We start from the raw sequence: 18,571 nt of genomic DNA, 5'->3' as shown, positions 1-18,571 counted from the left end.
CGGGCGATACCCATGGGGCTCAGTGTTTCAGCGACGTTCGCAATACTACTGACCGCAACCCTGGTCTCATTTGGGATGCTCTACACCTCCTTCGAAAATGCGTACACGCTGGTTCATGAGGCATCCGCCGACCAGAACGCCGCCCTGCTGAAGGCAAAGACGGCCATGCTGGAACTGTCGTCTTACAGCAACACCACCCTCGATAACGTGTCCTTCTACGACATAAACTTCACGCTGACCAATGACGGCTGTACGCTGTCCCCGCCCCAATGGCGTTTCGTGTACGATGGGACATATGACACCACATCCGACGTGGTCGTTCAGGATGAGGAGTACCTCTTTCCTGGCGACTCGATAAACGTAACCGTCCAGAACGTTCCGAAGGATTCGACGGTTCATTCACTTGTAATAAACACCGAGACGGGCTGCAACATGAAGATAAAATGGAAATGGGTCGGGAACCAGACTCAGGGTACTGCAGAGGTGTTGAGCAGTGCCTGGTACTGCCCTGTGGAGGGTTGACCATGGCGAGCTCAGCCGTGTCGGAGCTCGTACTGTTCATCGTGTCATTACTCGTAGCCGGTACGATAGCGGGGGGACTTTACTACATAACCCAGGATCTATCCGACGGGATAACCGTTAAGGGAAAGAGCGTGTCAACTACCCTCCGGACCGATTTCGAGATAATAAACGACCCGGAGAGCATCCCGCTGGAGTCGGGGAATTATATATTTTACTTAAGAAACATCGGGGAGACCTCCTTCGCCTTCACATCGGATTCCGTCGTTGTTATGGTTGACGGGGAGATCATCCCTCCCTCGAACCTGACATTCACCAACCTGGATAATTCCTCCCTGACCAATCTCAGGCCGTACGATGTTGGTCAAATCACGGTTCCGTCCGCATTCATATCATCACCCGGATATCACCGGCTCACTGTTGTCCTGGATAATGGAAAGGAGAGATCTATGGTGTTCAAGGTGGGGTGAGAGCATGGGGGTCCTCCTGAAGATAACCATACCCAACGATGAACTCCACAGACGGCTGGGTGGTGGAATCCCCGCCGGCAGTATCCTCCTGATAGAGGGGGACAGGGGTACCGGGAAGTCCATATTCTGTCAGAGACTCCTTTACGGGTTCCTTAAAAACGAGTACAGCGTAACCTACATCTCAAGTCAGTACACAACCCCCGAGTTTATAAACCAGATGGAATCTCTGAGCTATGACATAATACGGGAACTAATCAAACGAAGGCTTCAGTTCGTTTCTCTTTATCCCCTTCTGGTTAACGTTTCAGAGAGGAAGAAGTTCCTCTCCCGGCTGGTGAGCGAACCCCGTATCTGGAGAACTGAGGTTGTCATAATCGACACAATATCCTCCCTATTGCCCAGGGAACTCCGTGAGGACGAGATAAAATCCCTGTCTTCCCATCTCAAGCGGCTCTCATCAATAGGGAAGGTTGTGATACTCACTGTAAACCCGGATGGGATGAACAAGGATGTTCTGAGCGTTCTGGAGGAGATATCGAGCATGCTCATCCGGCTCAGTGTGAAGACCTTCGGGGGCGATCTAAAGAACTCCGCCATGGTCGTGAAGTACAACAACGCCCAGGGTGTTTTCCAGAAGATAATCCCCTTCAGGGTCGAGCCCGGTGTTGGATTCATAGTGGAGATAGCCTCGGTGGTGTGATATGGAGCGGAACGTCAGCGATACCCTGGAAGTTGCAATGGCCCGCAACCCTCACCTTCGTAGGTACGTTGATGAGTTCGTCAAGAAAACTGGCAAGTTCCCGGAGTTCTACCCCCAGCTCAGCAGGGACATGAAGGAGATAAAATACCCCAACATCATCTACCCGGTTGGCGATCCCATATTCATCCACATCTACGGTGATATCCACACCAGGAAAAAGTACATAGTGGTGGAGCCAAGGATAACCAACCCCATTGAAGAACAGAAGTACGATGCCCTCAAAGACAAGATACTGGAGCTGGCTCCCGAAAAATCCATACCGGAGGATCAGGAGGCTTTTGAGCACTTCCTGGATGACCTCTTTGACGAGGCACTGGCCAAACTTTCCAGCGGTAGCGGAGGGTTCCTAAAGAGAACGCGGCTTTCTTTCACACCGGAAGAGGCGGAGAAATTCAGGTACATTCTCAAAAGGGATATAGTTGGTATAGGGCCGCTTGAACCTCTCATGCGCGACCCGTACATCGAGGATATCCACGTTGTCGGTGCGAACTACGTGGCTATGATCCACAAGATATTCGAGGCAATGCCGACCAACATCACTTTCGGTGACAACATTCGCCTTGCGGATTACTTCAAGAACCTCAGTGAGAGGATGGGTAGACCTGTAAGCGACAAGAACCCGATCGTCGATGGAACCCTCCCGGACGGCTCGCGTATCAACATAATCTACTCCCCTGACGTCAGCATAAAGGGTCCGAGTGCCACCATACGTAAGTTCTCGGCCACCCCGATAAGCGTCGTTCAGCTCGTGAAATGGGGAACCTTCTCGGCGGAGGTGGCGGCTTACCTGTGGCTCGCCCTGGAGTACGGTATGAGCGTCTTCGTATGCGGTGAGACCGCCAGCGGAAAGACGACAACCCTCAACTCGATCATACCCTTCATCAAGCCGGACGCGAAGATCTACACCGCGGAGGACACTCCGGAGGTCATAGTGCCCCATGAGACTTGGCAGAGGCTTGCCACGAGGGAGCGCGGCCCGGAGGAAAGCAGGGTTGCCCTTTTTGACCTGCTGAAAGCGGCACTGCGTTCGAGGCCCAATTACATCATAGTCGGTGAGATCCGTGGAGCCGAGGGTGCCATAGCCTTCCAGGCTATGCAGACCGGACACCCCGTCATGTCCACGTTTCACGCCGGCGACATCAAAAAGATGATACAGCGTTTCACCGGTTCACCCATAAACATACCCGTCACGTTCATAGACAACCTCAACATCGCCCTTTTCCAGCAGGCCGTCTACGTGAAGGGGCGGTTCCTTAGAAGGGTTCTCAGCGTGGTCGAGATCGAGGGCTACTACGAGGAATTGGGTGGCGTTGCCACCAGGAACGTCTTTGAGTGGGACCCGGTCGGTGACAGGCACATCTTCAGGGGAATGAACAACTCGTACATCCTGGAGAGGAAGATAGCCGAGGTCGTGGGCTACGAAGACCCCAAGGAGATATACAACGAGCTGTTTCTGAGGGCCAGGATAATCAACAGGATGGCGGAGCTCGGCATAACGGGATACCATGAGGTGTACCGTGAGATAAAGGGCTTCTACGAACGGGGGCTGGAGGGACTGAGCTTCAGGCTGTGAGGTGGTACCATGACAGGGGGAAAAGCTGGTGTCTTTGTGCAGGCGGGCCTCAACATCAGGGAGTACCTGAGAAAGGTCCTGGCCCCCAGTCTGGTTGCCTCTGTCGTCCTATTCTTGGCATCCTCCGTGCTCCTGCGCTTCGTTGCCCTCAGCAGAATCATAAGAATAATACTCTACTTGGTGTCTTTCCTGCCGATGATATACGCGGTTGCCTATCCCAGCGCTAAGGCAAGTAGCAAGAAGGTGCAGATAAACTCGAAGATTCCATACTTCGCCACCTACTTCGCGGTTCTTTCGACGAGCGACGTCAGCAGAAGCGAGCTTATATGGAACGTGGCCACGGAGAAGATTCTTGAGCCCATAGCTACTGAGATGAAGAAGGTGTACTACCTCATAGCTAAACTCCATAGGGGAATGCCTGAAGCGCTCCGTTTCTTGGCCAGAAGGACTCCCAGTAAGGTCTTCGCCGACTTCCTCGACAGGCTGGCGTATTCTCTGGACAGCGGTGTTGATCTCAAGGATTACCTCCTTCAGGAGCAGAAGACTGTTATGGACGACTACGAGACGTTCTATGAGGGGGCCCTCTACGACCTAGACGTCTTTAAGGAGATATACTCCTCACTCATAATCTCCGTGGTCTTTATGGTCACATTTATCATCATCGGGCCCATACTAACGGGTCAAGATATAGTTGGACTCAGCGCTTTTATGTTCGTTCTCGTTCTTGCCACGGAGATAGGTATCCTACTCATCATAAAGTACAGGATGCCCGAGGATGCCATATGGTCGGCCTACGCGATGACCAACGAGCGTAGAAAGCGCATAATGCGCGCCCTGGTTATATCCGCAGCGGGAGTTTTTGCAATGGCGTTCGTCGATTACCTGGTTGTCCACCCCAGGTTCAACGTACCGTTCCTGGTTCAGGCGGCCTTGGTGGTGTCGCCCCTGGGGTATGTGGGCAAAGTGCTGGAGGGCGAGGAGAAGAACATCCTCGTTAAGGACGAGAACTTCCCCGCGTTCATGAGGAGTCTCAGTTCCTCCCTGGCCGCCAGTGGTGCCTCGATGCATCTGGTTCTCAAGTACCTCAGCTCCCATGATTTCGGGGTTCTAACCAGGGACATCCAGAACCTCTACCGCAGGGTCTCCATAAGGATAGACAACGACAAATCCTGGAAGCACTTCGCGGCGGATACGGGCAGCTGGCTGGTTGGTATATTCTCCGATATATTCAAGAAGAGCATCAACCTGGGTGCCGATCCCGAGTACGTGGGGATGGTCATCTCCAGAAACTTTGAGAGGCTTATAAGGCTGAGGCGCAAGAGGGCCCAGAACGTCGCCAGCTTTAGGGGCGTTATCTACGGCATCACTGGAGCATTCGCCTTTTCGGTGGCGGCGGCCTTTGAGGTGGCGCTCTACATGAACAAGCTGTTTTCCAATATGCCTATCCAGGGGGACTTCCTCAAGAACATAATCTTCGTTCCGTCGGCTAGCGGGCTGGAGATAACTAGCTACATAATAGGTGCCATATTAATAATACACTCAGCGATGTCCGCAGTCTCGATAAAACTGGCTGACGGGGGGCACCTGGGGGTTTCGATTTACTACTTCGTCGTCCTGATGTGGCTCTCGGCGATAGGTCAGTATATTGGGAGTGTAATGATGGAGCGCATGATGACGTTTTCCTCCTCCGTCCTGGGGGTACTCCTGCACTCCATGGGGGTGATGGTATGAGAAAATTGATTGTAGTCCTGCCTCTCCTGTTCCTTCTCTCTCCCCTGGCGGGGGCGTCCTCCTTCTCGGGATGGGTAGCAGTTCCGGGTCGGGTTACCTTGGGTGGCCTCCATATGAGATTTCAGGATGTTTCGATAACCGACGGTTCCGCCCTCCTCTTCATAACCGGAAACGGAACGGAACTTCGCGATGTCCTCCCGATAGGCGGCGGGCTGAACTGGAGCGGCTACGGCCTCAACCTTAGTGAGGTGGTGATGGATGGGAACGTTGTTTACGCATTAGTTGATTTTAGGTTTCCCTACCTCCTCCAGGGGGAGAGCCTGAGCTTTGGGAACTATACGGTAAAACTCGTTTCCGTCTCTGAGAGCACGGCCGTACTGAGCGTTTCCAACGGAACATCGGAGAAGACATTGAAGTCGTCCGGGGGCGGCGTTTCCTTCGGCCATCTGAAGCTGTTAGCGACGCCAATGCCCGTGATGTTCGATGGCTACCTCCTCAGAGGGCATCTTGTCAGGGTCGGTGAGTGGACGGTGAACTTCACGGGATACAACGTCACGCGGGAGAACGGAAACCTTGTGGAAGTCATAAACCTTGAGGTGGGAGGTAGGAAATACTACGTGGAGGCTGGTAAGACCCTAGACACCGGGGCCCTGGTCATCGATGTGAAGGACCTCGTCGGTGCCGAGTATCTGAGGGTCAGGATAAGACTCAAGGGGGCATACGTTACCGCATCGGTCGCGCCCTCGTTTGATGGGTGGCTCCCGGTCGGTAAAACGGAGAAAGTGGGTCCGTACATCGTCAGGATCGAGGCTGTGCTCAACGATAGCGCCTACGTCTCCATCTCCAACCCCTGCGGGATGCCCCTGAAGACGGGCTTCGTGTCGGTGGGTAACGTCTCACATGGACTTTACTACGGTGGCCTCCTCATAGGAATACCCGAAGTTCGGGAGAGGGATGGCGAGAAGGAGGCGCACGTGATCGCGTTTCTGAACGGATCGCGGGTACCCGCGGTGAGGGACGTGGCTTTCCTGAACGTCTCCCTGCAGATCCCACCAAACGCCACCCAGTACCGTCCCATCAAGGGGGAGGTCGTTCTAAGGAACACCGGGAAGACGGACCTCCGCTACGTTGAGATCTCGCTGAACGTCTCGAAGGCCTTTCGAGCTGAGCTGAGGGGTCTTCCATACCTATCCGTCCTAAAGAGGGGAGAAAGCGCGGAGATTCCTGTGACGATAGTTCCGCTCAAAGGGGGCAACCTCACGCTGGGCAACGTTGTGGTGACCGCCCACGCGCCCTATGAACTTTCCTGCTATGGCCTGAAGGGGATAGAGTTCACGTCCGAGAGCAAGATCATCCACGTTACTCCCCTCAACCTCACATACAGTCTAAAGCTCTCATCGGAAAACGGACGCGTTGGTGCGCCGCTTGAGCTGAACATCACCGTCATAAACACAGGAAGCTCTGGGGGAGCGTTCAACCTCAGCGTGGCCGTTCCTCAGGGGTTCGGGATCGTGGCCAAGAACTTCACGCTGTACGGGAAATGGCTCCAGGCGGAGGGCTGGATAGGTCCACGGTCCTCAAAGGTATATCGTATAACCCTCGTACCAACGAAAGCGGGTGAGTATAAACTGACGGCGGTTCTTGGAGGGCGTGGAATCATGGCTCAGAACTCAACCGTTGTAAAGGTTGCCACGCCCCCGGTCCACGCGGAGCCGTCCTCTCAGGGGAGTACCCCTGTATACAACGCTACATCCAACACCTCCTGCCAGCCCAAGGTCGTCACGGAGGTGGTAAAGGTTCCGGTGCCAGCGAACGCAACGGTGGAGGAGGTGGGGCTCTCGCTGAGGGATAAGCTACTTTACTTCGGTGGGGCCTTCCTGGGAGGGGTGCTTTTCATCCTGCTCCTGGCGTGGATAGCTGCTAGGATGGAGGCGAAGTGAGGTTTAAATCAACTTGCACGTAAGTAATCCGGTGAGAAAATGAGGGCGCTGGTCGGAACCACCGTTGATTGCACGGGCATTAGAGCCGACGTTGCGGTCATTTGGGAAGATAGCACAATAGTTGACGTCGTCCCCAGGGAGAGGCTCGGAGACTACGATGTCGACGAAATCTACGGGGGCAAGGGGTACCTGGTTCTCCCTGGGTTCATCAATTCTCACACCCACGTGGCGATGGCAAAGTTCAGGGGCGTCGGTGAAGACCTCCCCACGCCCCAGTGGCTTTCCGAGGTTATATGGCCGGCCGAGCGTGAGTGGACTCCCCGCGAGATCCACCGCTGGGCGCTGCTGGGTATGGCCGAGGTCCTCTCAAATGGTTCAACGACGATAAACGACCACTATTTCTTTGCCGGGGAGATAGCAAAGGTTGCTGAAAAGCTCGGCGTTCGGGCTTTTGTTGGGCAGACGGTTATGGACCTGGTGGACTTTCCACTGGCAGCCCCTGAAGAGGGCTTCCGTTTTTTCAAGCGCTGGGATGGAAAGGACTCCCTCGTTACACCAACCCTGGCACCGCATGCCACCAACACCGTCTCGCTGGAGCTAATGCAGGAACTCGGCGAGCTCGCCAGAGAGAAGAGTGTCCCTATTCATGTTCATCTCGCTCAGAGCCGTGCGGAAGTTTTGGAGGTGAAGCGCAGGTACGGGACAACACCCGTTCGGTATCTGGAGAGAGCCGGGGTCCTGGGTAAAAGCCTGCTGGGCGTTCATGGGGTGTACCTTGAAGACGGGGATGTATGGAGATTTGGAAGGAGCGGTGCAACCCTCGTGCACTGCCCCGTCAGCAACGTGCGTCTTGAGGCCAGGGTCCCCCAGGTTCTGAAGTTTGAGAATGCGGGGGCCAACGTTGCACTCGGAAACGACTCGCCCAACCCGGTCGGCCTCATGGACATGTTTCAGGAGATGCGCATGGTCTCCCTTGCCTATGGTATCACCGTCGGTCCCTCCGGCCGGGTAGGGGCCAGGAAAGTTTTTGAGTGGGCAACGGTGGGTGGGGCCAGGGCTCTGGGCATCAGGGCAGGGCTCATAAAGTCCGGTTACCTCGCGGACCTCATCCTCGTAAACGGCAGGAAACCGCAGTTCCTTCCTGGAGAAAACATTTACTCACACGTCGTTTACTCCACCAGGGGAAGTGATGTTGAGATGGTGTTTGTGGACGGTGAGATGGTCTACAGAAATGGAGTGTTGCCGAAGCTTGGAAAAACGCTGGAGGATCTGTGGGAAGAATTGGGAGGGGCTTATCCCCTCAATCTCACTGAACCCCCTTCACCACCATCGTTGTCCCGTTGACCTCAACCACCTCGGCCGTGTCACGAACCCTCAGCTCCCCGTTTTCCTTTACCAGTGCTATCCCCATCCCCTTCAATTCCTACCAGGTAGTGTTCCCCCAGATGTCCCCGACTCTCCACGCTCCTCTGAGTTCGAAGGTGTACTTCTTCTCCTTTGCACCGATGTCCTGTACCCCTCTCCTGATGTAGCGGCCTATTGCCAAGTAAACGATGCCGCGGCTATCAGCGAGACGAAAAAACTCTCGGTAAATCCCCAACTGCCTCCAGCAGGATACCGGGGACCTTGACGTTCAGCAGGAGGAACATTCAGGGATCATCGAGGCTTCAACCACGGACGTTATTATTACGTTTAATTTTTAAAAAATTTTACATAAATACTTAAAGACTTTTGGTTGGGAGCTCCCTCCGTCAATCGCCTTTATAAACCCCTGCTCCCTTCTAAGCGCGGTGAGAGAAAATGGGAAGGCCCGTCTTCCTCGGTAAGGCTTACATAAACTGGTGTGAGAAGTGCAACGTCCCACTCATCGGCGATAGCTGTGCCGTTCACGGAGAGGAGAGCGTTTTCCGCCTCAACATCACACCTCCCGGCGATTTGAGGTTCGCCTTTGAGAAGGACATCTGGTTCATACGCTCGGTCTTTAGGGAGCACTACGGCGTCGACGTGGGTGAACTCTTTGAGGGAAAGGTGGTTCTCCTCAACAAGACCCCCGGAGAGGACGATGCCTATGAGATAATCCTCGATGGCTACGTTTTCGGCTGGATACGCTTCGACCCGCTGGAGCTTCACTGGAAGCCCGGCTTAAAGGTCGAGGGGGCGATTGCCCTCTGGAAGCGCTTCGGAAAGTCCATGAGGAAGTGGATAATCGTTGATGAGGGCGCTAGAGAGCCTATACTCAACGGCTCTAACCTCCTGCCGGTCGGCATAATCGAGGCCGAGGGGAGTATAAGGAGAAACGACGACGTAATCCTCGTCTCCGAGGGCGGAGACGTCATCGCGACGGGCATAGCGAAGAAGGACTATTCCGGGCTCGCCAACAAGGAGCGCGGAACCGGTGTCAAAGTGAGGCGGCAGAAGACCATCAACTATCGCGAGGGAAGGAAGGCCACGATGGAGGACGTTCTCAGGGCAAACTCCATCGAGCTTGAGAGGAAGGTGATGGAAGCGAGGCGCTTCATGAAGAAGGTTGCCACCCGCTACTCCGACCTTCCGGTGGCGGTGGCATTCTCCGGCGGCAAGGACAGCCTGGCGGTTCTCGGTCTAGCACTGGAGGAGTTTGGCGAGGATTTCACCGTCTTCTTCAACAACACCGGCATAGAGTTCCCGGAAACTCTCGAATACGTAGAGGAGCTGAGGAAGGAGCTTGAGCCGAAGGGCATAAAGTTCATTGTTGCCGATGCCGGCGACGCATTCTGGCGCGCCCTTCACGTCTTCTCCCCACCGGGTAGAGACTACCGCTGGTGCTGTAAGGTGACGAAGCTCGGCCCCATAACGATGGCGATAAAGGAGAACTACCCCGAAGGAGTCCTCATGTTCGTCGGTCAGAGGAAGTACGAGAGCATAAAGAGGTTTAAACAGCCGAGGGTATGGAAGAACCCCTGGGTGCCGAACGAGACCGGGGCATCGCCGATATTCCACTGGCGCGCGCTGGAGGTCTGGCTCTACATTTTCAGCAGGAAGCTGAAATACAACCCGCTCTACGAGGATAGACTCGACAGGATAGGCTGTTTTCTCTGCCCGAGTGCCTCCCTGGCGGAAATCTACACCCTTAGAGAGGAGAAGCCCGAGCTCTGGGCCAGGTGGGAGAACGAGCTCAAGCGCTGGGGGAAGCGCTTTGGAATGCCCGATGAGTGGATAACCTACGGCTTCTGGCGCTGGAAGAAGTTGAGCAAGGGCGAAAATTCCATAGCGAGGGAGTTGGGTGTTGAGATTCCAGAGGAGCGTTCCTGGGAGCCGGTGAAGTACTCGATTGTGGAGAACGACGACGGCTTTGCTGTTCGCTTCAACACCGTCGTGAACCTGAAAAGGATACGGGAAGTCGCTCCAATCCTCGGGGAGGTTGAGGAAGGCGAAAACTACATAAGGACGGGCGATGTTAGGTTTAAACAGGACGGTGCCTATACGAGCGACTCCCGGGAAGCGATGCAGGCATATTACCTCATCAAGAGGGCCTACGAATGTGTTGGCTGTGGCGTCTGCGTCGGCAAGTGCCCTGAGGGGGCGCTCAGCATCGACCCAAGGAGCAGGAAAATCGTTGTAAACGGTGAGCTCTGCACCCACTGCAGGGAGTGTATGGATGTATGCCCGCTCCTGAAAATCAAAAATCCCTCGGAAGGAAGTCAGCTGTAGCTGGAACCGGGTTACTTCTGACTCTATCCCTTCTTCTTGTTTTTGCCCCCCCAGTTGCGGCCTCGGACTACTACACCATGAACGCCTACGCTCTGTACTTTGATGTTCACTCACCGAACAACGTAACTGAAACCGTGGAAATGAATCTCATAGCCAACTCCACCATGGATAGCTACATTATCTACACCGACTACCCGGTTGAGAATCCTTGGGCCAGGATAACCTTGGGAAACACTAGCAAGCCGATAAACGTAACGGTCAGTAGCGTACTTGGAGGAACTAATGCGATATACATGCGCTTTCCGAAGCTGAAACCTGGCGAGAGGGCAGTTCTTAGGCTCACTTTCACAACGCGGGGGATGATAGCAGAGAACGGAGGAAGGGAGCAGTTCACGTACTACGTCAAGTTCAGCCAGCCGGTGGGTCTCTTCCACGTTCAGCTCACCATCCCAAGGGGCTACGCGGTGCTTTCTCCTATAATACCCTCTCCAGATAAGGTCGAGAGTTCCACGAACCGGCTTCTCCTAGAGTGGAACCGGAGATACGTTAACGCCGGTGACGAGTTTTATTTCATAGTTGGGTTCTCCGGGAAACTCGCGGTTCCAGCAAGGCCATCCCCTCTCCTTTACACTGGAATCTTCCTGGCCGGTCTGCTGGTGGGTGGCGGCTCCGTTTACGGCTATGTCCTTTACCGCGAGAAGAAGCGCGAGGAGGAAAAGACCCACCTGCGGAGCGACGAGGAGAGGATAATGGCCATGCTGGATGAAGGCCCAATTCTTCAGAGCGAGCTGGCGGAGAAGCTAGGTGTATCAAAGGCCAAGGTCAGTATAATTCTGCGCGAGATGGAGGAGAAGGGGCTGATAACCCGCGTGAGGGAGGGCAGGACTTACCGGGTATTTTTGAGGGAATGACGGCCTGTGGTTCCAGTCGGGAGGTACTATGATGGACGGGGTATAACCCCTCACAGGGGACTTGGAATCTCGATGTGCGAAACCTTACCGTTGTAGCCTGGATATCCAGATGCTTGGCGGGTTGAATAAAAACGGTTGGATCTGCCTCCCAAAAGTTGCCTCTCCGAAAGAACACCACCTTTATAAACGCCTTCCCCCTCCCCCCTCTGGTGAGAAACATGGAGGAATGGTTTGTCTGTCCGGAGTGCGGTAGCGATGACGTTGAGGTCATCAAGGAACGGGGGAGGGAGCTGACGCTTCGCTGTAATGAATGTGGCAATATCTGGCATGTAACCCTTCCAAAGCTCGTTAAAGTTTCGCTGGTAGTCAGCAAACACGAGAGGAGTTTCAAGACCTTCGCGGAACTGCCGGAAGGTGAGGAAATCGCCATTGGTGATGTGGTTGAGACGGATGATGACGAGGTTCGGGTAACCGGCATAGAACTTGAGGGGGAAAAACGCGTTGAGAGGGGCAGGATTGGTGAGATAAAAACCCTGTGGGGAGAAAGCCTGACGTTCCCAAAGGTCATTGGAGTCACCGTTTACCTGTCACATGGGGAGACCCAGTCCTACAAGGTTAAAGCGGACAGGAACGAGGAGTTCGTGGTCGGGGAGGTGCTCGAGGTCGGCGGCCGCACCGTGAAGATCGAAAAGATAAAGACCGAGACCAAGATGCTCCGCCACGGCAGAGCAACGGCTGACGAGATCACCCGGATAATAGGGCGTCCTATTAGGGCCAAAGCCCGGAGGCAACTTGAGCTTTATCGGGGATATCACAAGGAGAGAATGAGATAATCCAAAACCCCCGCCACTCCCCTGCCCTTCGTCTCTTCTCTCCCCTCATTGCTCCATCGAAATCCTTTTAAAGAGTCCCCCAGAATTGAGCACGCAAATTCGATGAACGATGAAGTTTCGGAGGGATGAATGATGGCAAAGCCAAGCTATGTCAGGTTTGAGGTTCCGGGAGAGCTTGCCGAAAAGGCCCTTGAGGCGATTGAGCTCGCTCGCGATACCGGAAGGATCAGGAAGGGCACCAACGAGAGCACCAAGGCGGTTGAGAGGGGTATTGCCAAGCTCGTCGTTATAGCCGAGGATGTTGATCCCGAGGAGATCGTTGCACACCTCCCGCCGCTGTGCGAGGAGAAGGAGATTCCGTACATCTACGTTCCGAGTAAAAAGGAGCTCGGCGCGGCCGCCGGCATTGAGGTTCCTTCAGCCAGCGTCGCTATTGTGGAACCGGGCAAGGGCCGCGAGCTCGTTGAAGAGATCGCAATGAAGGTCAGGGAGCTCATGAAGTGAGCTCCTTCCCCTTCCTTAATCCACGGAAAGGTTTAAGTTCACCGCTGCGAGGAGATTTTTAGGTTAAGGGGTGTGAGAAATGAGCGATGATGGGTACCCAGCAGAGGTTATTGAGATAATCGCCAGGGCCGGTGTCACCGGTGGCGTTACCCAGGTCAAAGTTCGCGTCCTTGAGGGTCGTGACAAGGGACGCGTCATCAGGAGGAACATCAAGGGCCCGGTTCGCGTCGGCGACATAGTCATCCTTCGGGAGACCGAGCGTGAGGCCAGGGAGATCAGGGCCAGGAGGTAATCGAGATGGCCAGGTGGAACGTCTGCTCCTACTGCGGAAAGGAGTTCGAGCCAGGAACGGGCAAGATGTACGTCAGGAACGACGGCAGGGTTCTGTTCTTCTGCTCGGGCAAGTGCGAGAAGCTCTACTTCATGGGCAGGAATCCGAGGAAGCTCAAGTGGACCAAGGCCTTCGAGGAAGCCCGTCTCCAGAGGGCCAAGAGGAAGAAGTGATTTCTTTCTTTTCTTAGTAACTTTAATCCAATGATCTCTTTTGTCACTCCTTAATTTTGAGAGGACGAAACACTTAAATACTACAAATTCATTAATTGTATTTGACAACCCGTTTGGGAGGGGTCGAATGCGAGGAAAAGGGGTATGGTTTATGGTTCTATTGTTGGTTGTGGCTATGCTCCAAGGAGTGAGTGCCACCAGCTACGACAAACAACACAGGGCTAATACTACAATATACACGGTACATGTAAATGGTCAGGAAATTCCAGTGTTTGTAAGAGACGGAATAATACAAATTCCCAATACTCCAGAGATGGGCAGACGTGAGGTCATTATGGCGGTTAACAGACGTTTCTCTCTCAAACACAGACAAGTAACGGGAGTATGGATCGGACCAAACTCAGACTACGAACAGAGAAAGGCTTTCAGTATACCTCACCAGGGTGACGTTTACATATCCGCGTACGCATCTTTAACCATAGAAAAGGACTTATTTTCAATAGTGACAGTGGGTGGATATTCCTCTGCAGCTTGCTGGATTCAGCCATATGACTATTGGTGGTCTCAGGATTATCCAGCAGAGGATTTGACTCTTGGGGTCAGGTTAAAGTTCGTTGCCATCAGTGGTTCCATCTCCGTCTCGGCACCACCAGGAATAGGTTTTTATGGAACCTCTGATGGGGCGGAGTACAGCATAACTCTCCACAACACAGACTATGCTGGGGTGGACTTTGACAATATGGAGGCAACTGCAATTTTTGGTATATGGCGGGTAGAGGATCACACTACAGGGCAATTTTACTTTGGTAGTGTTGGAGGAAACACTAAATACATACAAGGAGCTAACGTCATCAAATTACGGGGGTCACGATAATGGAGAGAAAATTCCTCCTTTCCTCTTTTTTGGTTCTAGTCCTATTGTTAGGAATGTATTGGGGAATATCCCTCAATGGATGGAATAACGGTAAAGAGAGCAAAGCCATTGAAAATGAGGACGTAAAAATCCAGCTTAATTGTCCCCCAAGGCTCCTTATCACCTCCACATTTCTTGGCCGAGACTGGATTAGCTACACATCCAAAAGACTGCAATTGGCTGAATGTTCGGGGGGAGGTTTTACGGAAATCGACGATACAATAACCCCGGATATTGTTTCAACTTATTATTTTGTATCTGCATTAAGAGCAATAAATCAAACTCCTTACAATCGGATTCAGACGATAGAATGGCTCCACAGGAATGAAGACAATCTCTTTGAAAATACGACAACAGATTACGATGCAAATATGCCTAAATTCTGGATAGTCTATTATGGTGTTATGACCCTATCAATGTTAAACTCCTCCCCAAAGAACCCATATAAAATCATAGAATTCATATTGAATATGAGACAAAAAAACGGCTCTTTTGTGTATGATGACATGGACTTCACACCCCAGGCTGTAGAAATTTTACACGTTCTTGGATATAATTTGAGCAATCTTAGAGAAACCCGTGAATATTGTCTGAGAAATTTTCAGAACTTAACGCCATCCCACGAATATAAGGGGCTCCGTTTAATGGGGTTTTTGTTTAACTTTATTAGTTATACCAAGTGCCTAGAGATTATGGGGGTTAATTATACAAAAACAGAGGAGTACAAAGGGGACGTATCTTCTATAAAGAACCTGTCCAAGAACGTCGGAAAAATACTTGGAAACAAACCCCCTCTCTTTATAGTGGCCAATTTTGCCCAACTACTTGAGGGGTACAGACTTTTGAACAAAACTATCTCAGAGGGGATTTATAATTATGTAATGTCCCAAGAATTGCCTGATGGGGGATTTAATATCTTTGGGAAGGACTACGGGGAGTTCCAGGGAACGTATTATGCTGTAAAAACGATTACTTTACTCGGAAAAAAACCAGATAAAAAAACAATAGAGTTCATACACAGCTGGGAAAGCCCCCTCGGGGGCTTCGCTTTCACGTTTAAAAAGTTCTGTGGACCAATAAGTACATATATGGGGGTCTACGTTGCCAAGAAAATCGGAATGCCCCTCAACAGAACCCGGTTAGAGACGTATCTGAGACATGCCCTTCATAACAGATGGCCTTATAGCCAGGATAATCCGGCCGCCTTATATCCTATCTACCTTACCTACAAGGAACTTAATATTACCATTGATCATAATGACATGAAGTACCTAAAAAATGAAACAATCCGGTTAATGCAATGGTATCTGGCCCACAGGAGACAAGATCTTCTGATAGATGAGGGATGGATAGATCTCATAAAACTTGGGAACTCAATAGGAGTTAAATTAGATACAAAAACCCGATCAGAACTAATCAGTGAAATACTCTCCATGAAGAATACTAACGGAACGTTTGGAACTGGAAATACAACTGGGGAAATTATCTTTCAGACAACAAACGCAGTAATGCTTCTCCATGCTCTTGGGTATAATTACAATGACACAGATACGGTTCAGTATTTCTTAAGAACCATGCATGGAGGAGGCTGGGGTTACCCCGATCTATACAACACCTATAGGGTAATAGAGGCATTGGTTTACATGGGTTGCTGTCCGAAAGACATCCAAGACCTGATAAATTTCGTCCACTCCTTAAAATACAAGTACGGTGGTTTTCTGTTTTACAGAGGTGCGAAATACTATGGAGGATTGCAGGAGACATACTATGCCCTCAGAATCTTGAAGCTAATCGGGGCTATCAGTTGAGCGCATTTGCCTTAAACTCCCCTTTTTTATGAACGCCTTCCTCCTCTCACTTCTGGGGAGAAGACTGGAGTAGTACTTCATCTGTCTAGATGCGGTAGCGATGATGTTGAGGTCATCAGGGGGCGGGAGAGGAGCTGATACTTCGCTGCAACGAGTGTGGCAACGTGATGCTTCCAAAGATTATAAAAGGTTCCAGACTAGGAAGGGGGATTAAGAGCGGCTCACCTGCGGCCTTTGTTGGACCCCTGAAGTGTTTATCCTTTGAATTAGGTGGTACGGAATGCTATAGGGGCCAAGAGGAGAAAGTAATTTCTTTTTTTCCTAGTAATTTTAACTCAATGAATACTTTTGTCATTCCTTAATTTTGAGAGGACGAAATACTTAAATACTATGAGTTTCCTAATTATACCTGACAACCCGTTTGGGAGGGGTCGAATGCGAGGAAAAGGGGTATGGTTCATACTCGGTGTCTTGGTTGAAGTCTGTTTGTTGTTTCGGCGTATCCCACGGGAAACAACGTTCAGTACGCAACTCCAGCGGTCCAGAAGCTTCCGGGCAAGGACTACACAACCCTTCTCCTCTACACGCCAAATGGTCTTCCACTGGACGTTAAAGAAGTTCAGAAAACCGTGCAGGAGTTCGTTTTGAAGAGTGCCCCAAATGCCAAGTGGCATGCATATGCACTTCCAGAACTTCCAAAAGACGCAGTTCTGATGTGGGTTATGGGATAAAAGTGAGGAGGGATGGCAGGGTTGATATCGTGATCACAGCAACCAAGAAGGGTGTTCCTATCGAGGCTGAAAAGGTTTGGAGTGAACTTCTAGAATGGGACAGGAAGGCACCGAAGTTCAAGCCCGATGTAATTCCAAAGGAAAAGATATGTGTCCCTTATATGCTCAGTTCTATATCTGGGGCCTCTGGAACGATGGTAACCCTACCGAGGAGAGATTCATATGCACAAAGGACAAGAACGACCTTGGAACATATCGCGTTACCCCCGGCGTGGCTATCGAAGGCAATTATGGGAGCTATTTCACAGCGGACATAAAGATAACTCATGACTGGGGAGTTGACCCGGCTCTTCACGGACGGGTAGGCATTATGGAACCCGCCGGAATAATAAACAAGTACGAAACTTTAACGATTAACATAGGACCGGTTTCATACCCCCCTTGCGATTGGAGGGTACAAAGTTTATGGAGATGCCATCGACCCTCAGGCGGTTTGGGACTTTGACATCCCCTACAACGAGGATGCCCCCCACCATACGATTGGGTTCATGCCCTCTTCAGAAGGTATCGTAGGTGAGACAACTCTCTATGACGGAAACTGGCATGCAGTAGTTAACGTTAAACTCTGGGCAAGGTTCAGGAGTGTGCGTATTTGGGGAGTTGCAGTGCATCACGATGCCTGGACGGCCATGACGTGGTATGTTAGTGTTGGCTGAACCCCTTATTTTTCCCTTCGTTTGTGCCCCCCTCTCGTGGATTCCAAAAAACCTATTAACCACGTGGTCAACTAACTTCGGTGTTGCCAATGGCCGAGAGGAATATAGAGAGAACCCTCGTTATCCTGAAGCCCGACGCAGTTGTTCGCGGGCTGATGGGCGAAATAATCTCCCGCTTTGAGAAAAGGGGTCTCAAAATCGTCGGGATGAAGATGATATGGATCACCCGTGAGCTGGCCGAGAAGCACTACGAGGAGCACAGGGGAAAACCCTTCTTCGAGCCCCTCATCGACTACATCACCAAGGCCCCAAGCGTCGTCATGGTGGTTGAGGGACGATACGCCATAAGCGTCGTCAGGAAAATGTGCGGCGCCACCGACCCGAAGGACGCAGAGCCAGGGAGCATAAGGGGCGACTATGGACTTGACATTGGCGATTCGATTTACAATATAATCCACGCCTCGGACAGTCCGGAGAGCGCCGAGAGGGAGATAAACCTCTACTTCAAGCCCGGGGAGCTCTACAGGTACTGCAAAGCGGCCGACTGGTTCTATCACACCCATGCGAGGGCCAAGAGGGAATATCTTGACACTATGGATTGCCTTGAAAGGTAACAGGGAAACTAACCCACGATCAATCCCAGCCCTTTTCTCTTCTTCTCTCTGAATAACTCAATGTATCCTCCTGCAAGCGACTCACACTCACTCTCCCCCAGGGCCCTTTTAGTCAGCGAAACCGTCAGCTTCAGGGTGGCGTAGTAGGGGAGCAGGACGACAATCAGGAGAACCAGCGCCATTGTGATGCCCCCCGAGCAGTATTCCAAGGGGAACCGCCGATAGGTAGAGCGCGTGGAGGAAAATGGAGTTCGCTGGAGCAGGGGACGACGTTAAGGAGCCGGAATGGATTTTTGCGCCGGCCTATGCGAGGAGTGTGTAGATTGTCAGCCCGGAAATCATCAGAATCGGTCA

The 18,571-nt window shown here is 52.1% G+C and carries 19 protein-coding genes; 17 read left to right on the top strand and 2 right to left on the bottom strand.

Translation table 11 applies throughout. The features are described from left to right. Positions 1–12: 12 nt before the first annotated feature. The 7 genes from MVK60_RS11095 to MVK60_RS11065 are packed head-to-tail and all read left to right on the top strand — an operon-like array spanning position 13 to position 8,337. Positions 13–522 (top strand): hypothetical protein, encoded by a 510-nt coding sequence (locus MVK60_RS11095; protein ID WP_297439383.1) that lies wholly within the window; start codon positions 13–15, stop codon positions 520–522. A gap of 2 nt (positions 523–524) precedes the next feature. After that, positions 525–989, top strand: coding sequence for a flagellar protein G (locus MVK60_RS11090; RefSeq protein WP_297439381.1), 465 nt, complete (start codon positions 525–527; stop codon positions 987–989). 4 nt (positions 990–993) lie between these two features. Further along, complete coding sequence (locus MVK60_RS11085; RefSeq protein WP_297439380.1) at positions 994–1,689, top strand: ATPase domain-containing protein; 696 nt, start codon at positions 994–996, stop codon at positions 1,687–1,689. A gap of 1 nt (position 1,690) precedes the next feature. Further along, entirely contained in the window at positions 1,691–3,322 is a 1,632-nt protein-coding gene (locus MVK60_RS11080) for a type II/IV secretion system ATPase subunit (protein WP_297439378.1), read from the top strand. A gap of 9 nt (positions 3,323–3,331) precedes the next feature. Continuing rightward, positions 3,332–5,053: an archaellar assembly protein FlaJ gene (flaJ, locus tag MVK60_RS11075; protein WP_297439376.1), complete on the top strand. Its 1,722-nt coding sequence runs from the start codon at positions 3,332–3,334 to the stop codon at positions 5,051–5,053. Next, positions 5,050–6,993 carry a hypothetical protein gene (locus tag MVK60_RS11070; RefSeq protein ID WP_297439374.1) on the top strand — a complete coding sequence of 648 codons (1,944 nt, stop codon included), beginning with the start codon at positions 5,050–5,052 and terminating at the stop codon, positions 6,991–6,993. Before flaJ ends, MVK60_RS11070 begins: the two co-directional genes overlap by 4 nt. Positions 6,994–7,032: 39 nt before the next feature. Beyond that, positions 7,033–8,337, top strand: a complete 1,305-nt coding sequence (locus MVK60_RS11065) for an amidohydrolase (protein ID WP_297439373.1) — start codon at positions 7,033–7,035, stop codon at positions 8,335–8,337. A 79-nt stretch (positions 8,338–8,416) separates the two neighbouring features. Here MVK60_RS11065 and MVK60_RS11060 read toward each other — a convergent pair whose 3' ends face one another. Then, positions 8,417–8,593: a hypothetical protein gene (locus MVK60_RS11060; protein WP_297439371.1), complete on the bottom strand. Its 177-nt coding sequence runs from the start codon at positions 8,591–8,593 to the stop codon at positions 8,417–8,419. A gap of 200 nt (positions 8,594–8,793) precedes the next feature. On the opposite strand from MVK60_RS11060, the gene MVK60_RS11055 reads away from it, so the two are divergent. The 10 genes from MVK60_RS11055 (at position 8,794) to ndk (ending at position 18,217) form a co-directional block, all read left to right on the top strand. Next, on the top strand, positions 8,794–10,683 hold the full coding sequence (locus MVK60_RS11055; RefSeq protein ID WP_297439369.1) for a phosphoadenosine phosphosulfate reductase family protein: 1,890 nt from the start codon (positions 8,794–8,796) through the stop codon (positions 10,681–10,683). Continuing rightward, positions 10,635–11,594 carry a MarR family transcriptional regulator gene (locus tag MVK60_RS11050; protein ID WP_297439367.1) on the top strand — a complete coding sequence of 320 codons (960 nt, stop codon included), beginning with the start codon at positions 10,635–10,637 and terminating at the stop codon, positions 11,592–11,594. Before MVK60_RS11055 ends, MVK60_RS11050 begins: the two co-directional genes overlap by 49 nt. 218 nt (positions 11,595–11,812) lie before the next feature. Then, a complete protein-coding gene (locus MVK60_RS11045; protein WP_297439411.1) occupies positions 11,813–12,427 on the top strand; it encodes an HVO_0476 family zinc finger protein in 615 nt (204 codons plus the stop codon). Between the two features lie 132 nt (positions 12,428–12,559). Further along, positions 12,560–12,931, top strand: a complete 372-nt coding sequence (gene rpl7ae / locus MVK60_RS11040) for a 50S ribosomal protein L7Ae (RefSeq protein WP_297439408.1) — start codon at positions 12,560–12,562, stop codon at positions 12,929–12,931. Between the two features lie 79 nt (positions 12,932–13,010). Then, the gene (locus MVK60_RS11035; RefSeq protein WP_297439365.1) at positions 13,011–13,223 is read left to right on the top strand and encodes a 30S ribosomal protein S28e; all 213 of its coding nucleotides are present in this window, start codon (positions 13,011–13,013) and stop codon (positions 13,221–13,223) included. A 5-nt stretch (positions 13,224–13,228) separates the two neighbouring features. Continuing rightward, complete coding sequence (locus MVK60_RS11030; protein WP_297439363.1) at positions 13,229–13,435, top strand: 50S ribosomal protein L24e; 207 nt, start codon at positions 13,229–13,231, stop codon at positions 13,433–13,435. A gap of 163 nt (positions 13,436–13,598) precedes the next feature. Further along, entirely contained in the window at positions 13,599–14,309 is a 711-nt protein-coding gene (locus MVK60_RS11025) for a hypothetical protein (RefSeq protein ID WP_297439361.1), read from the top strand. Beyond that, complete coding sequence (locus MVK60_RS11020; protein WP_297439359.1) at positions 14,309–16,156, top strand: hypothetical protein; 1,848 nt, start codon at positions 14,309–14,311, stop codon at positions 16,154–16,156. The genes MVK60_RS11025 and MVK60_RS11020 overlap by 1 nt, the downstream gene beginning before the upstream one ends. Before the next feature lie 733 nt (positions 16,157–16,889). Further along, positions 16,890–17,204: a hypothetical protein gene (locus MVK60_RS11015; RefSeq protein WP_297439357.1), complete on the top strand. Its 315-nt coding sequence runs from the start codon at positions 16,890–16,892 to the stop codon at positions 17,202–17,204. A gap of 488 nt (positions 17,205–17,692) precedes the next feature. Beyond that, complete coding sequence (ndk, locus tag MVK60_RS11010) at positions 17,693–18,217, top strand: nucleoside-diphosphate kinase (RefSeq protein ID WP_297439355.1); 525 nt, start codon at positions 17,693–17,695, stop codon at positions 18,215–18,217. Between the two features lie 8 nt (positions 18,218–18,225). Here the strand turns inward: ndk and MVK60_RS11005 are convergent, their stop codons facing one another. Continuing rightward, positions 18,226–18,399, bottom strand: coding sequence for a hypothetical protein (locus tag MVK60_RS11005; protein WP_297439353.1), 174 nt, complete (start codon positions 18,397–18,399; stop codon positions 18,226–18,228). Positions 18,400–18,571: the final 172 nt, after the last annotated feature.

Origin of the sequence: Thermococcus sp., assembly GCF_026988555.1 — an archaeon.
In the GTDB taxonomy this organism is placed as follows: domain Archaea; phylum Methanobacteriota_B; class Thermococci; order Thermococcales; family Thermococcaceae; genus Thermococcus.
Note: the sequence above shows the minus strand (reverse complement) of the source record. Positions and strands in the feature narration are given on the sequence as shown.